Origin of the sequence: Kitasatospora sp. McL0602, from assembly GCF_052076145.1 — a bacterium.
GTDB lineage: Bacteria > Actinomycetota > Actinomycetes > Streptomycetales > Streptomycetaceae > Kitasatospora.
Window position 1 is genome coordinate 741,496 of the sequence record NZ_CP197246.1, and the last position, 15,169, is coordinate 756,664.

The window sequence follows — 15,169 nt, forward strand, 5'->3', positions numbered from 1 at the left end:
CTCAGCTCGCGCCGACGGGCACGGCGGTCAGCGAGGTGATCCGCCAGCCGTCGGCCGTTCTGGCGAGACCGGCCTCGAAGCGTTTGCGGTCGGTGCTCGGCAGCCCCGACTTGGGGGTCAGGTCGACCGTGACGGTGGCGATCAGGCGCGCCGTCCCGGCCCGGGTATCCAGCTCGGTGAGCGCCGCGTCGGTGACCGAGCCGTGCGCCGAGGTGCCGTCCCGGCGCAGCGTGTCGAGATCGGTCGCGCTGCTGCTCCGGAGTTGGTCGCGCAGCGGCCCGGTGGTGGCGTCGAGCCAGCGCCGAAGACCGTCGTCGGGGTGCGCGGCGTCGACGGTGTTGAGCTGGGCGAGCTCCTCCCGGGCGGAGCTGAGCGCGGTGTCGCGGGCCGCGCCGAAGGTGCGCGCGTCCGCCGTACGGGCCTGCGCGTACCAACCGGCGGCCAGCGCGCAGTATCCGGCCGCGAGCACAACTGCCGCCCACGCCAGCAGCTTTCGGGCGGTCATTGGGTGCCCCCGGTGAGTCCGAGCAGCCCGGCCAGGTCGGTGGGGCCACCGGGCGGCAGCGCGGGGAGGGCGAGTGCGCCGGGGGTCGCGGCGGCGCCCGGCGCGGTCTGCGTGGCCGGCAGGAGCGAGCCGGGGCGGGCCGGAGTCGGCACTGGGCCGTGCGGTGCGTTGGCCGAGCCTCGGACGTCAACTCCCGTCCCGGGTGCGGACGCACAGTGCGCGGCGGTGTTGAACGCCGGGGCCGGGCCGGTGTCGAGGCCGTTGCGGCGGGTGGTGCCGCCGTAGCCGGAGGTGCAGGGCAGCGGGGAGAAGAAGGTCACGGCCATCCCGATGTGGGCCCCCTTGTCGTCGACGGCCGTCGCGCCCGCGGCGGCCACCGCCGGGAGCCGGACGAGAAGCTCCTCGATGCCGTGCTGGCGGGTGACGGCGAGGTCGGAGGTGGTGAGGAGATTGGCGAGCAGCACGCCCAGCCCGGGGTCGAGGTCGCGCAGCAGCGCGCTGACCTGGCCGGTGGCTTCGGGCGCGGAGGCGATGATCCGCCGCAGATCGGCGTCGGAGGCGTTCAGCTGCCCGGCCAGCTCGGCGGCGCTGGTGGCGAAGGAGCGCAGTGCCGCGCCCTCCTCGACCTGGGTGGTGAGGACGGCGCGGCCGTCGGTCATCAGGGTGATGTTGTCGGGCAGGGCCTTGCTCGCCGAGTCGATCAGGTGGCTGCTGTTGTCCAGCAGTGCCTGGAGGTTGGCGCTCTGCCCGTTGAAGGCCGCGCCGAACTCGTCGACCACGGTGCGCAGCGACTGCAGCGGCACCGACCCGGCCAGCGAGTCGACGCTGGTGAGCAGGTTGGTCACGGGCGGCGGGACGGTGGTGTCCCGCTGGGCCACCACGGCGTGGTCGGTGAGGTACGGCGCGGCGTCGGCGGTCGGACGCAGGTCGATGTACTGCTCGCCGACGGCGGAGAGGTCGGCGACGACGGCCTTCAGCCGGGTGGGGATGCGGGGGGCCGAGCTGTCGATGTGCAGTTCGGCCTCGACGCCGTGGTCGGTGAGCCTGATCGGCCCGACCCGGCCGACCGAGACGCCTCGGTAGGTGACGTTGGCATGCTCGAACAGGCCACCAGCCTCCGGGAGTTGCACCTGCACGGTGTAGTAGCCGCGCAGGCCGACGTACCGGCCGAGATCGGCGTACCGGATGCCGAGGTAGCCGAGCACGAGCACGGCGATGACGAGGAAGGCGATGTTCTTCAGCCGGGTGGCGAGGGTGATCATCAGTGCCCTCCTCCGGTGGGCGGGGTGACCGGGGGCAGCGGGAGTGGGAGCGGCCCGGGACGGTTCTGCGCTGCCGACGGGTCCGTCGGGGTGTCGGTCGGCGTGTCGGTGGGGGTATCGGTAGGCGTGTCCGTGGGTGTATCGGTAGGCGTGTCGGTAGGCGTGTCGGTAGGCGTGTCGGTAGGCGTGTCCGTGGGCTCGTCGGTCGGGGTGTCCGTCGGCGAGGGGCTGGGTGGCGGCGCCGCGTTGTCGGCCGGGTCGAGGGCCGGGATGATCTGGGTGCCGGGAGCGGCGGTGAGGTCGAGGTAGACGTTCAGGTAGTCGCCCTTGACGCCGCGCAGCACCTCGTCGGTGAACGGGTAGGTCAGCAGCACCTGGAGTGAGTCGGGCAGCGCCTTGCCCGCGTCCGCGAGCCGCTGCAGGGTGGGGGCCAGCGCACGGAGGTCGGCGATCATGTCGGCCTTGCTCCGGTCGACGGTGTCCACCGCGACGGTGGAGAGGCTGTCGAGCGCTCGGAGCATGGTGAGCAGCGAGCCCCGCTGCTGGTCCAGCACCTTGAGCCCGGGGCTGAGTCCGGTGAGCACCGTGCCGATCTGCCGGTCGCGGGTGGCGAGGGTGGCGGAGAGCCGGTTGACGCCGTCGAGGGCGTCGGTGATGTCCTTGCGGTGGGCGTCGAGATCGCCGACGAGGGTGTCGACCCGGCTGAGCATGGAGCGGATCTGTGGTTCGTTGCCGGTCAGCGCCTTGTTCAACTCGACCGTGATGGTCTTGAGTTGGCTGACTCCGCCGCCGTTGAGCAGTATCGACAGCGCGCCGAAGACCTCCTCGACCTCGGGGCTCCGGTCGGTGCGGGCGGCGGGGATGGCGGCGCCGTCGGCCAGGCTGCCCTGCTGGGCCTCGCCGCTGGGCGGGTCCGCGATCTGTACGTACTTCTCACCGAGCAGGCTGGACTGTTCGAGGTGGGCGTAGGCGTTGGCGGGCAGCCGTACGCTGCCGTTGATCCTCATGGTGACCACGGCCGACCAGTCGGCGGGCTCCAACCTGATCGCGGTGACCCGGCCGACCGCGACGTCGTTGACCCGGACGGCGGCCTGCGGGACGAGACTGAGCACGTCGGCGAAGTGCGCGGTGATCTCGTACGGGTGCGCGCCGAGCTCCGCGCCGCCCGGCAGCGGCATGTCCTGGATGCCGTGGAAGGAGCAGCCCGTCAGCCCGAGCACCAGCCCGAGGGCCGCGGTGGCGAGGGTGGCGCGTCTCATCGGGCCGCTCCCGGGGTGGTGGGGGTGAGGGTACCGACGCGGGGCAGCGGCAGTGGTGGGCCGCTCAGCTCGTTGAGGTCGACCCGGCCGTCGAGGGTGCCGTGGGCGGTGTCGAAGGCGTTCAACGCGTTGTCGGCCGCGTTGGGTGCGGTGTCCAGCAGTTCGGCGAGCGAGGCGCGTTGGTCGACCAGGGTCTGGGTGATCGGCACCAGCCGGTCGACGGCCGTCCTGAGCCGCTCGCGGTTGTCCTGGATGAAGCCCTTCACCTGCCCCAGCGCGGTGGCGAGTTGCTGGAGGGCGGCCCCGAGATCCTGCCGGTCCTGGGCCAGGAAGCCGGAGACGTCGGCGAGTTGGTCGGTGGCGCTGCGCACCTTGCTGTCGTTGTCCTTGAGCATGGTGGTGAACGACTGGAGGTAGCCGAGCGCGGCGAAGAGGTCGTCGCTGTGTCCGGCGAGGGTCTTGCTCGCCTGGCCGAGCTGGGCGATCGTGTCGCCCATCGCCTTCCCGTTGCCGTCGAGGTTCTTGGCGCCGGTGTCGAGCAGGCGGGAGAGCGCGCCGGTGGCGTTCGCGCCGTGCGGGCCGAGGGCGTCGCTGAGCTGGGTGACCGACTGGTAGAGCTGGTCGATCTCGACGGGGTTGGCGGTGCGGCCGATCGGGATCTCGGTGTGGTCGGCGATCTCGGGGCCGCCCGTCCAGGCGGGGGTCAGCTGGACGTAACGGTCGGAGACGACGCTCGGGGCGACGACGACCGCGCTGGCGGCGGCGGGGACCTTCACGCCGTGGTCGAGTGTGAAGGTGACCCGGACTCGGGTGCCCTGGGGCTGGACGGAGTCCACCGTGCCGACCTTCACGCCGAGGATGCGCAGGTCGGAGCCCGCGTACACGCCGGTCGCGTGGTCGAAGTACGCCGTCAGGTGCTTGCCTCCGGACGGCTGGGCGGCTTCGACGGCGACCGTCACGGTCGCGCCGACGGCCAGCAGCGCGGCGGCGCCGGCCAGTGCCCGGCGCCTGGCGGGGTGCGCTGTCATCAGTGACCGCCTCGGGGGTCGGGCGGCAGGCAGCCGCTCTTGGGGGCGCTGTTGGCGGGCAGGTAGTTCTTCGGCACGACGCCGCACAGGTAGCTGTCGAACCAGCGGCCGCTGCCGAGGGTGTTGCCGAGCAGGCGGTAGTACGGGCCGGCCAGGGCGAGGGCCTGGTCGAGGCTGCTCCGGTTCGCGACGAGCACGGCGGTGACGCGGTCCAGGGCGTCCAGGGTGGGGCCGAGCTGCTTGTTGTTGTCGGCGACCAGGCCGCTCAGCTGGGTGCTCAGGGCCTGGGTGCCGGTCAGCAGTTGGTGGATCGCGTCGCGGCGCTGCCGGAGTTCGCCGAGCAGCAGGTCGCCGTCCGAGAGGAGTTGCTCGAAGCGGCCGTCCTGGTCGGCGAGGGTCTTGGTGAGCTGCTTGCTCCCGGCGAGGAGTTGGGCGAGCTGGGTGTCGCGTCCGGAGATGGTCCTCGACAGTGCGGAGAGCCCGTCGGCGGCGCTGCGCACGGAGGCGGGGGTGTCCTTGAAGGTGTCGGCGATGGTCTGGAAGCTCTGCGCCAGCTGCTTGCTGTCGAGTGCGCCGAGCGTCCTGCCGAGCCCGTCGAAGGCCTGGGTGACGTCGTAGGGCGAGGTGGTGCGGCTCAGCGGGATGCGGTCGGCCGGGTCCTGCCGCCGGGTGCCGAGCGGGTCGACGGCGAGGTACTTCTCGCCGAGCAGGGTCTTGATGCTGATCGCGGCGGTGCTGGCGTCGCCGATCCAGACGCTCCCGGCGTCGAAGCCGACCTTCACCTTGGCGCCGTCCAGGCCGACGGCGGTGACCTTGCCGACCTTGACCCCGGCGATCCGCACCTCGTTGCCCGCCCGCAGCCCGGCCGCGTCGGTGAACTCGGCGGTGTAGGTGGCGCCGTGGCCGAGACCGGGCAGGGCGTCCGCCCGGTACGCGAGCCCGGCGAGCAGGACGAGCAGCAGCAGGCCGACGGCCCCGACGGCGGCGGGGTTGCGCTCGCGCAACGGGCGCAACAGCGGGCCCCTGGTGGTGGGTGTCATCCCTGGCACCTCGATTCGGTGACCGGCAGGCCGGTCGGTGGCTTGCTGCCGTCGGAGGTGGTCACGCCGCTGACCTTGGCCTCGCAGAGGTAGAGGTTGAGCCAGGAGCCGTAGGACGCGAGCCGGCCGATCGTGCGCATCTTCTCGGGGGTGTTGCGTAGGAAGCTCTCCAACTGCGGGGTGTTGTCGGCCAGGTTGGTGGAGAGCCGGCCGAGTTGGGCGACGGTCTCCTTCAGCGGGGCCCGGCCGTCGGCCAGCAGACCTGCGGTGCTGTCGGCGAGTTGGGAGATCGCGGTGATCGACCGGCCGATCGGCTCGCGGTCGGCGGCGAATCCGCTGACCAGCTGCTGGAGGGTGGCGACCAGGTCGTTGAAGCCCGCCTCCCGGCTGTTGACGGTGCCGAGCACGGAGTTGAGGTTGTCGACGACCTGGCCGATCACCTGGTCCTTGGCCGCCAGCGTGCTGGTGAGCGAGCCGACCGTGCGGATCAGGCTGTCGACGGTACCGCCCTCCCCTTGCAGCACCTGGACGATCTCGTTGGCGAGCTGGTTGACGTCGCTCGGCGAGAGGCCCTGGAAGAGCGGCTGGAAGCCGTTGAACAGCTGGGTGAGGTCGAGCGCGGGCGTCGTCCGGTCGAGCGGGATCGTGCCGCCGGGCGGCAGCGTACGGTCGACCGCGCCGGGGCCGCGCTGGAGCTCGACGTACCGCTGCCCGACCAGGTTGAGGTACTTGACCGAGGCGGTGACCGACTCGGGCAGCTGACGGCCCCGGTCGACGGAGAAGTGCACCTGGGCGATCCGGTGGTCCACCACCTCGACGCTGTCGACCTGCCCGACCCGCACGCCGGCGATCCGGATGCTGTCACCGGCCGCGAGGCCGGTGACGTCGGTGAACCGGGCCTGGTAGCCCACGGTGGGGCCGACGCCGGTGTCGGCGATGCTCAGCGCGAGTGCGCCGGTGGCGAGGCTGGTGACGAGCACGAAGACCGCCGACTTGGCGATCGGGCCCGCGAGGCTCTGCCGTCTCATCCGACCGTCACCTCCGCCCCGCGAAACACCGGCCCGGCCAGCAGGCCCGCCCAGTCCGGGAGTTGCGCCGCGCCTGCCGTCGGCAGGCCCGGGGCCAGCAGCTCGGTGACAAGTTCGTTCTCCTGCGGGGAGTTGGGCAGGCCGAGCCCGCCCACCCGGTCGAGCGGGCTCGCGGCGCCGACGGCGGCCGCCGGGTCGAGCGGGGTCGTCCGGCCGGTGTACGGGACGGCGTAGCACTGCGGGCCGCCGGTCGCGCGGTAGACCGGGGCGTCCTGGCCCGCGAGGTACTTACCGCGCGAGGGCAGGGTGGCGACGCTGATGTGCAGGCCGGGCTGACCGGTGCCCTTGCCGAGCGCGCGGTCCATCGCTGGGACGAAGGTCGCCATGGTGCGCAGCGTGCAGGGGAAGGACGGCGCGTACTCGGCCAACAGGTTGAGGGTGCCGACGCTGTCGGCCGTCAGGTGGATCAGGTTGTCCTTGTTCTGCCGGAGGAAGGCCGTGAGGTCCTGCGCGGCGGCCGTGGTGGAGCCGTAGAGCGCCGCCAGCCCGGCCTGCTGTTCGGCGATGGTGGAGCTGGTGCGGGTGAAGTCGGTGAGTGCCCGGACGAGGTCGGGCGCCGCCCGGTCGTAGACCTGGCTGACCTTGACGAGCTGCTGGATGTCGGCGTTGAGCACCGGGAGTTCGGGGTTCAGCTGCTTGAGGTAGGCGTCCAGCCGGGTGAGCGTGCTGCCCAGTTCGGCGCCCCGGCCGTCGAGCGCGGTGGCGACGGCGCTGAGGGTCGCGGAGAGCTTGGCGGGCTGGACGGCGGTGAGCAGCGGCATCAGGTGGTCGAGGACCTGTTGGAGCTCGATGGCGTCGGCCGAGCGGTCCTGGTGGATCACCGCGCCCGCGCTGAGGTGACCGCCCACGCCGGTCGTGGTGGTGGGCACCAGGGCGACGTACCGCTCGCCGAAGAGCGTGGTGGGCAGCAGCTGGACGGAGATGTCGGCGGGGATGCGCGGGAGTTGGGCCGGGTCCATGGCCAGCCGCAGCCGGGCGCCGGTGCCGTCGCTGCTGATCTCCCGGACCTGGCCGACGACCACGCCGCGCAGTTTGACGTCCGCGCCGTCGTGCAGTTCGTGGCCCGCGCTGCCCGCCTCCACCACGACCTCGGCCGAGCTGGTGAACGCCTTGTCGTAGACGGCGACGGCCAGCCAGGCGAGCAGCGCGGGCACCAGCAGGAAGACCACACCGGCCGTCCGCCGCCGGACGGTCCGCAGGGAGGCGCTCATCCGGCCACCCGCACCGTCGTCGTCGCGCCCCAGATGGCGAGGCTGAGCAGGAAGTCGGCGATGCTGATCACCACGATCGCATTGCGCACCGACCGGCCGACGGCGATGCCGACCCCGGCCGGGCCGCCCTTGGCGGTGTAGCCGTAGTAGCAGTGCGCGAGGATCACCACGACGCTGAACAGCAGCACCTTGAGGGTGGAGAGCAGCACGTCCGCCGGAGAGAGGAAGAGATTGAAGTAGTGGTCGTAGGTGCCCTGCGACTGGCCGTTGAGGAACACCGTGACGGCCCGCGAGGCGACGTAGCTGCTGAGCAGGCCGATGCCGTAGAGCGGCACGATCGCGGCGACGCCCGCGATCACCCGGGTGGTGACGAGGTACGGCATGCTCCGCACGCCCATCCCCTCCAGGGCGTCGACCTCCTCGTTGATCCGCATCGCGCCGAGCTGCGCGGTGAACCCGGCGCCGACGGTGGCGGAGAGGGCGAGCCCGGCCACCAGCGGGGCGATCTCCCGGGTGTTGAAGTAGGCGGAGATGAAGCCGGTGAAGGCTGCGGTACCGAGCTGGTTCATCGCCGCGTAGCCCTGTAGGCCGACCACCGTGCCGGTGAACAGCGTCATCCCGATCATCACGCCGACGGTGCCGCCGATGACACCCAACCCGCCACTGCCGAAGGCAACTTCGGCGAGCAGCCGACGGACCTCCCGGGAGTAGCGGCGCAGGGTGCGGGGCACCCAGAGCAGCGCGGTGAGGTGGAAGAGCAGGTGGTCTCCGGTCTCGTCCAGCTTGTCGAGGAGGGCCATGGCTCAGGCTCCCTTCTGCGGGACGAGCTGGAGGTAGATGCCGGTGATGGCGACGTTGACGAGGAACAGCAGCAGGAAGGTGATGACGACGGACTGGTTGACGGCGTCGCCGACGCCCTTCGGCCCACCCCGGGGGTTCAGCCCCCGGTAGGCGGCGACGATCCCGGCGATGAAGCCGAAGACCAGCGCCTTGAACTCGCCGACGTAGAGGTCGGGCAGCTGCGCGAGGGCGGAGAAGCTGGAGAGGTAGGCGCCCGGAGTGCCGTGCTGGAGCAGGACGTTGAAGAAGTAGCCGCCGAGCGTGCCGACCACCGAGACCAGCCCGTTGAGCAGCACGGCGACCAGCATGGTGGCGAGCACCCGTGGCACGACGAGCCGTTGGACGGGCGAGACGCCTATCACCTCCATCGCGTCCAGCTCCTCGCGGATCTTGCGCGAGCCGAGGTCCGCACAGATCGCCGAGCCGCCCGCCCCGGCGATCAGCAGGGCCACGATCAGCGGGCTGGCCTGCTGGACGACGGCCAGCACGCTGGCGCCGCCGGTGTACGACTGAGCACCCAACTGCTGGGCGAGCGAGCCGACCTGGAGGGCGATGACGGCGCCGAACGGGACCGACACGAGGGCGGCGGGCAGGATCGTGACGCTGGCGACGAACCAGAACTGCTCGATCAGCTCCCGCACCTGGAAGGGCCGCCGGAAGGTGTCCCGGACGGTGGTCGCCGAGAGCTGGAAGAGCCGTCCGGTCTGCCGCAGCGGGCCGAGCACCGAGATCGTCACTCCGGGCCTCCCTGGGCGGGGGCGAGCCCGGCGCGGACGGCCTCCCGGGCGGCCGGGGGTAGTCCGTCCCACATGGCCAGCACCCGGGCCCGGCGGCGGAGCACCGCCTGCCGGGGGCCGAGGCCGGGCGAGGGCTCCAACTGCTGGGCCAGTGGCCGTGGTTGCTCCGGCGGTGCGGCGGTGAGCTGCTCCAGGGCGAGCGCGGCCTCGTCCTTCTCCTCGGACATGCCGATCGGCCCGGCCCGGCGCCCGCTGAGGAACTGCCGGACGACCGGCTCCTCGCTGGTGAGCAGCAGCTCGCGGGGGCCGAAGGCGACCAGCTCACGGCGGAAGAGCATGCCCATGTTGTCGGGCACGGTCGCGGCGATGTCGAGGTTGTGGGTGACGATCAGCATGGTGGCGTCGATCTGCGCGTTGAGGTCGATCAGCAGTTGCGAGAGGTAGGAGGTGCGCACGGGGTCGAGCCCGGAGTCCGGTTCGTCGCAGAGGATGATCTGCGGGTCGAGCACCAGGGCGCGGGCCAGGCCGGCCCGCTTGCGCATGCCGCCGGAGATCTCGCCCGGCAACTTGCCCTCGGCGCCGACGAGCCCGACCATGTCGATCCGCTCCATGACGATCCGGCGGATCTCGCTCTCCTTCTTCCGGGTGTGCTCGCGCAGCGGGAAGGCGATGTTGTCGAAGAGCGTCATCGACCCGAAGAGCGCGCCGTCCTGGAACATCAGCCCGAAGAGCTTGCGGGCCTCGTAGACCTCCCGCTCGGGGCTGTTGACCATGTCGACGCCGTTGACCAGGACGCGGCCGCGCTCCGGCTTGAGCAGGCCGATCACGGACTTGAGGAAGACGGTCTTGCCCGTGCCCGAGGGGCCCAGCATCACACTGACCTCGCCTGGCGGCAGCGTGAGCGTCACGTCCTGCCAGACGGTCTGCTGTCCGAAGGACTTCGTCAGACCTTCGACGATCACTTCGATTCCCATGACACCTCCCGGGGTTGGGGTTGAGAGCGAGCTACGGGGTCAGCGGCGGGTCGGCGGATCGGGGATGACGATCTCCGGTTCGCAGCCGTTGGGCTGGTCGCTGGTCGGGGTGCAGATCGCGCCCTGCATCAGGTTCAGCGAGTTGCCGGGCCCGGAGACGGCGGCCGTGAAGAGCGCGTCCAGGTCCTCGCCATGGCTGCCGCACCCGGAGAACGCCGGTACGTACAGGTCGGTCTGGCTCAGCGGGCCACCGCCCTGGAGGGTGTAGTCGGGCTTGCCGTCGCCGCCGCCCGGCAGGTAGCCGTCCTGCCGCCCCTTGAGCACCAGGTCGACCGGCGCGGAGGTGTGGCAGTTCGGCCCGACGTCGAGCGAGGTGCCGTTGACCCTGACGTCGTACAGGCGCATCGACTGGTAGCCGCTGATGGTGAACTCGCTCGGCTGGTTCCAGTTGGCGTTGCCCGTGGCGACGATGGTCAGCAGCGTGAGCGGGGTGAGTTCTAGCTTGGCGGTGGTCGGCACGAAGCCGTACGTGAGGAACGTGGTGTCGGCCACCGGGAGCTTCAACTCACCCAGGGAGTCGGCCTCGAAGTAGCCGGTGTTGTCGCCCCAGAGCATCACCAGCCGCCTGGTCAGGTTGAGGCCGACCAGCGAGGGCTTCTTCGTCGGGTCGTTGACGAGCGCGGCCTCGCCGAGCTTCGCGACGTTGGCGAAGCCGTCGGCATAGGCACAGGCGGGGACGGGCGGGAAGGGCGGGTCGTCCGGCCCCGGCAGCACCATCGCGCCCGGCGGCACCGGGGGCAGCCGGCGCTCGTCCAGGCGCCCGTCCGGAGGCTCCGGGCAGACGTCCACACCGGAGTGGACGGCGGGCCGCACCGTGATGCTCCCGCGCGGCGTCGACGCGGACGGGGCCGGAGACTGGGTCGGGGACGGGGTGACCTTCGGGCTCGGCGTGCCCGAGGCACTACCGGACGGACTGCCGGACGAGCTGCCGGACGGGCTCGTGGAGGCGGAGGGCGAAGAGGAGGACGAGGGCCCGGCTGTGGACTCCGACGGCGAGGGCTCGGCCGAGGGGTCGCCCGCCGCGACCTGGACCGTCCCCAACTGCGCACTCTGGCCCGGCTGCAGGGCGCAGGCGACGGGCATCCGTTCGGCGGCAGCGGTCGGCGCCGACGCAGCGGCCGACGGCGAGGCGGCGGGCGACGGCGAGGCAGCGGGCGGCGAGGCGGCGGGCGGTGTGCCCGGGGTGGCGCGCTGCACCAGCAGGTCCAGGGAGAGCGCCCCGGCGGCGAAGGTGACGGCGCCGCTGTCGGTCACCGTGACGGGCGCGACCGCACCGGCGAACACCAGCAGGCCACCACCCGGCCCTACCACCGGAGTTGGCGCCGCGACGAGCCCACCCCAGTCGGTCGTGAGCGCGGAGCTGCCCTGGCTGATCCGGGCGGCCAGGCTCGCCGTGCCGCCGACCGCCATCGTGCCGGCCGGCAGCGCCGCCGGAGGCACGGCCAGCCGGACGGTCAACCGGCCGGGCTGGAAGGGCTTTCCGGCCGCAGCAGCAGCCGGGTAGAGCTGCTCGATCTCGGCCGTCAGCGTCCGACTCCCGCCGGAGAAGCCGCAGTTGTACGTCAGTGGCAGCCGCGCCGACTGGCCGCCCGATGCGGAGTCGGTGCCGGGCAGCAGCCCCGCCAGCAGCCCGGCGGCGGCGACCGACGCCAGACGCACCGAGCGGCGCCGGCTCACTGCATCCCTCATCGCTGCACTCCTAGACCCCGGCCGGGGCCGGGGCGTGGCGGTGGTGGTGGTCCGGGGTGGCGGACGGGCGGCCGACCCGGGCTGAATTCGTTCGGGACGCAGGACACTACGGTCCGGTAACAAGCAGCGACAAGTGACCGTGCACAGGAAAGTTCAGCGATCCGACTGTGCGTTGTTTTCTTGTCATCCGATGACAAATTCGCACTGGCGTACTTGTCTTCGGATGAGTGGCGAAGGGCCTCGCGGGGCCCGGGACGGGCACCGCGAGGCCCGGCGGATCACGGCGAGGTGATCGTCTGCGCACCGTTGAGGACGTAGTTCGCGACGTAGTTCGACGCGTCCCCGTTGTTGAGCAGGCCGAGGCAGGAGCCCGACACGTTGTAGGCGTGCAGATCGCCGCCGCTGAGGCTCAGCGTGTGGCTGGAGTTGGTGTAGGTACCGTTGAGGGTCGCGGTCGAACCGCTGGTCGGGCCGCCGAAGTCGGCGGTGCAGCCGGCGCCGCTGATGTGGGCCTTGACCCCGGTGATCGTCCCGGAGGTGACGCCGGTCGTGGAGTTGTAGGTGGCCGCGTTCAGCGCCCAGGGCAGACCCTGCGCGGTGACGGAGAAGGTGATGCCGAGCGGGCCGGTGCAGCCCGTCCAACCGACGGACGTGATGGACGATATGCCCGTGCCCGAGAGGCCCGAGCCGCTGCCCAGCGTGCCCGCCGCACTGGAGGAGGAGCAGCTCAGCTGCGTGCCCGTCCTGGTGTCCGTCAGCTTGGGGGAGGTCGCCTTGGCCGTCCACGCCCCGCCGGGGGTGGCCGTCCAGGTGCCGGCGGCCGTGGCCGAACCGACGGTGAGCCCGAGCGCGGCGGTGAGCGCCGCGGCGGCAACTACGGTGGTCTTGGTCAGCTTGCGCACGTGCTGTTCCTTTCCGGGGAGTTGGCAGGCGTGATTCACGGAATTCCGGGCGCGGTTCGACGCTGGTATTCCGGGCGGCCCGCTGGCTGGGACGTTGCACCGAATCGACTCGGCCGCCGTCATGAATCTGGACGTTACGCACGGGTAACTGAGGGCGCAACACTCCGGTCAGAGATTCCCGGCGCGGACTTACCGGCGGGTATTTTCTTATCTCCCGTGCAACAGAACGGAGTTTGTCCTTGTGAGGAAATGAGCATCGCCGTCCGACGGCCCCTGCGCGGGCGGCAGCGGGCCCGCCGGGGCCCGCCGGGGCCCGGAGTCCACCGGACTGGAAGCTTTCCTGTCCGGGGTGCTGCGCCGCGCGGCCGGGTGGTCTATCTTTCACGATGCCGCAACAAGTTTGTACGCTACGCGCCCTGGGCTCCCCCGAGCCCGACGATCCGAGCCCGACAGTCCAAGTCCGAGCCCGAGAAGCCCGAGGGGCAGTCATGGCCGTGGCACGACAGCCCCCCGAGCACGCCGAGCCGCTGGGGCCGATCCCACGTGAGTTCGCCGCCGTGATGCGGCCCGAACTCCCCAGTCTGCTCAAGGAGATGGCCTCCGAGATCGTCGCGGCCATCCCCGAGTACGGGCAGCTGCTGGAGGGGCCGAACGCCCGGGTCATCCGGGTCGGCATCGAGCAGAACATCGCCACCTTCGTCGACCAGATCGCCGCCCCCACCGCCACCACCTCCTTACGCGACGACATCTGCCGCCGTTTCGGGCGGTTCGAGGCGTACGAAGGACGCAGCCTCGACATGCTCCAGGCCGCGTACCGGATCGGCTGTCAGGTCGCACTGCGCCGCGTCCGTACCGTCGGCAAGCGCTACAACCTGTCGGTGACGGTGATGCTCGCCTTCGCCGACGCGCTCTTCGCCTACATGGGCGACATCGCCGAACTCTCCCGCGAGGGCTACCAGCAGGCGATGACCGAGCTCGGCGAGGAGCCCGACAACCGGCGCCGACGGCTGCTGCGGCGCATCCTCACCGGCTCCGCCGTCGCCCACAGCTCCCTCAACGAGCTTGCCGAGCACGCCGGTTGGCCGCTGCCCCAGGTAGTCACCCTGGTCGCGTTACGGGCCGGTGCCACCCCCGCCCGAGCGGCCCTCGACCGGGACATCCTGGTCGACTTCGGCGACCCCGAGCCGCACCTGCTCATCCCCGGCCCGCTGGACGAGCGGCGGCGCGACGCGCTCGGCACGGCGCTGGCCGGCTGCCGCGCGGCCCTCGGTCTGACGACGCCGCTCGGCGAGGCGGCCGACTCGCTGCGCTGGGCCCGGCACACCCTCGCCCTGGCCGAGAGCGGCATGATCCCCGACCAGCCGCTCACCCGCTCCGAGGACCACCTGCTACCGCTCTGGCTGCTCGGTGACCCGGGCCTGGTACGCCAGTTGGCCGACCGCTACCTCGCCCCGCTGACCTCGCTCACCCCGGCCCAGCGGCACCGCCTGATCGACACCCTCCGCACCTGGCTCACCACCCGGGGCACGGCCGCCCAGATGGCCGAGATCCTCGGCGTCCACCCGCAGACCGTCCGCTACCGGATGCGGCTCCTGGACCGCGCGTTCGGCCCCCAACTGACCGACCCCGACGGCCGGTTCGCCACCGAGGTCGCCCTGCGCGCACTTCACCTGGGTCAGTAGCCGACGTACGGCTTCCCGTGGCTGACGGCCTTCACGCCCGGCACGTTGTCGATAGACCCGTAGGTGCTGAGCGAGTAGCGCACCCCGGCGATGATGTTGTCGACCGGGTTGTAGATGTCGCCGTGGCCGGGGAGGGCGTGCGCGCCGAAGGTCGAGTCGATGGTCTGCATCAGGCCCTTGGAGGGGTGGCCCGCCTTGGCGTTGCTGTCCCAGTTGTTGATCGCGCGCGGGTTGCCGCTCGACTCGTGCTCGATCATCAGCAGCACGCCCTCGGCGTTGAGCTTGTCGGCGGGCACGCCGTTGGCCTTCAGGATGTCGAACGCCTGGTTGATCCAGGCCGTCACCTGCTCGCGGTTGGCGTAGTTGCCCTTGGGCACCGACGAGTGGCCGCCGTCCCCACCCGAAACACCGGACCCGCCCGAACCACTCGAACCGCCCGAACCACTCAAACCACTCGACCCTGAGCCCGAGCCCGAGCCGCCGGAGGAGCCCGAGCCGCCGGAGGAGTGCTTGGGCGGCGGCACCGGCGCGTGCTTGCCGCCGTGGTGCAGGTGCCGTGCGGCCTCCGCGTCGGCCTCGCGGTAGTTCTTCGCGCACGCGGTGATACCGGCCGCATCCTTGTGCAGCTCGGCGGCCAGGCTCGCGGCCGAGCGCCCGGCATCCTTGACGACGCTCTCGACCTCGACCACCAGCTCGGCGGCCAGCAGCCCCCTGGTCAGCAGCGTCGTCAGCTCGGCCTTGCCGAACTCACCGAGCACCGCCTCGACCTTGCGGGCCAGCTGCTCCAGCTTGGCCGCCTCGGCCTGCCAGCTGCCCGCCAGCCGGTCGAGCTGCTCGGGCGAGACCCGGTAGTGCGCTTCGCCTGACATGTCGTCCGTCCCCCGTGTTTCCT

The 15,169-nt window shown here is 71.7% G+C and carries 14 protein-coding genes; 1 reads left to right on the forward strand and 13 read right to left on the reverse strand.

Translation table 11 applies throughout. The features are described from left to right. Position 1: 1 nt before the first annotated feature. The 12 genes from ACR68M_RS03450 to ACR68M_RS03505 all read right to left on the reverse strand — a co-directional run bounded on the left by ACR68M_RS03450 (position 2) and on the right by ACR68M_RS03505 (position 12,595). Positions 2-505: a hypothetical protein gene (locus ACR68M_RS03450; RefSeq protein ID WP_441248883.1), complete on the reverse strand. Its 504-nt coding sequence runs from the start codon at positions 503-505 to the stop codon at positions 2-4. Further along, entirely contained in the window at positions 502-1,767 is a 1,266-nt protein-coding gene (locus ACR68M_RS03455; protein WP_441248884.1) for an MlaD family protein, read from the reverse strand. Before ACR68M_RS03455 ends, ACR68M_RS03450 begins: the two co-directional genes overlap by 4 nt. Beyond that, positions 1,767-3,026, reverse strand: a complete 1,260-nt coding sequence (locus ACR68M_RS03460; protein WP_441248885.1) for an MCE family protein — start codon at positions 3,024-3,026, stop codon at positions 1,767-1,769. Before ACR68M_RS03460 ends, ACR68M_RS03455 begins: the two co-directional genes overlap by 1 nt. Continuing rightward, positions 3,023-4,054 (reverse strand): MCE family protein, encoded by a 1,032-nt coding sequence (locus ACR68M_RS03465; protein ID WP_441248886.1) that lies wholly within the window; start codon positions 4,052-4,054, stop codon positions 3,023-3,025. Before ACR68M_RS03465 ends, ACR68M_RS03460 begins: the two co-directional genes overlap by 4 nt. Beyond that, on the reverse strand, positions 4,054-5,094 hold the full coding sequence (locus tag ACR68M_RS03470; RefSeq protein ID WP_441248887.1) for an MCE family protein: 1,041 nt from the start codon (positions 5,092-5,094) through the stop codon (positions 4,054-4,056). The genes ACR68M_RS03465 and ACR68M_RS03470 overlap by 1 nt, the downstream gene beginning before the upstream one ends. Further along, entirely contained in the window at positions 5,091-6,122 is a 1,032-nt protein-coding gene (locus ACR68M_RS03475; RefSeq protein ID WP_441248888.1) for an MCE family protein, read from the reverse strand. The genes ACR68M_RS03470 and ACR68M_RS03475 overlap by 4 nt, the downstream gene beginning before the upstream one ends. Then, the gene (locus ACR68M_RS03480; protein ID WP_441248889.1) at positions 6,119-7,393 is read right to left on the reverse strand and encodes an MCE family protein; all 1,275 of its coding nucleotides are present in this window, start codon (positions 7,391-7,393) and stop codon (positions 6,119-6,121) included. The genes ACR68M_RS03475 and ACR68M_RS03480 overlap by 4 nt, the downstream gene beginning before the upstream one ends. Then, complete coding sequence (locus tag ACR68M_RS03485) at positions 7,390-8,193, reverse strand: MlaE family ABC transporter permease (RefSeq protein ID WP_441248890.1); 804 nt, start codon at positions 8,191-8,193, stop codon at positions 7,390-7,392. The genes ACR68M_RS03480 and ACR68M_RS03485 overlap by 4 nt, the downstream gene beginning before the upstream one ends. A gap of 3 nt (positions 8,194-8,196) precedes the next feature. Then, on the reverse strand, positions 8,197-9,042 hold the full coding sequence (locus tag ACR68M_RS03490) for an MlaE family ABC transporter permease (RefSeq protein ID WP_441248891.1): 846 nt from the start codon (positions 9,040-9,042) through the stop codon (positions 8,197-8,199). Then, positions 8,967-9,944: an ABC transporter ATP-binding protein gene (locus tag ACR68M_RS03495; protein ID WP_441248892.1), complete on the reverse strand. Its 978-nt coding sequence runs from the start codon at positions 9,942-9,944 to the stop codon at positions 8,967-8,969. The genes ACR68M_RS03490 and ACR68M_RS03495 overlap by 76 nt, the downstream gene beginning before the upstream one ends. 39 nt (positions 9,945-9,983) lie before the next feature. Then, positions 9,984-11,693: a DUF6801 domain-containing protein gene (locus tag ACR68M_RS03500; protein ID WP_441248893.1), complete on the reverse strand. Its 1,710-nt coding sequence runs from the start codon at positions 11,691-11,693 to the stop codon at positions 9,984-9,986. A 278-nt stretch (positions 11,694-11,971) separates the two neighbouring features. Next, the gene (locus ACR68M_RS03505; protein ID WP_441248894.1) at positions 11,972-12,595 is read right to left on the reverse strand and encodes a hypothetical protein; all 624 of its coding nucleotides are present in this window, start codon (positions 12,593-12,595) and stop codon (positions 11,972-11,974) included. Positions 12,596-13,083: 488 nt separating this feature from the next. Here ACR68M_RS03505 and ACR68M_RS03510 point away from each other — a divergent pair, with 488 nt between their 5' ends. Next, the gene (locus ACR68M_RS03510) at positions 13,084-14,277 is read left to right on the forward strand and encodes a PucR family transcriptional regulator (RefSeq protein WP_441248895.1); all 1,194 of its coding nucleotides are present in this window, start codon (positions 13,084-13,086) and stop codon (positions 14,275-14,277) included. Here ACR68M_RS03510 and ACR68M_RS03515 read toward each other — a convergent pair. After that, entirely contained in the window at positions 14,271-15,146 is an 876-nt protein-coding gene (locus tag ACR68M_RS03515) for a transglycosylase SLT domain-containing protein (protein ID WP_441248896.1), read from the reverse strand. The two genes, ACR68M_RS03510 and ACR68M_RS03515, sit on opposite strands and share 7 nt — an antisense overlap. Positions 15,147-15,169: the final 23 nt, after the last annotated feature.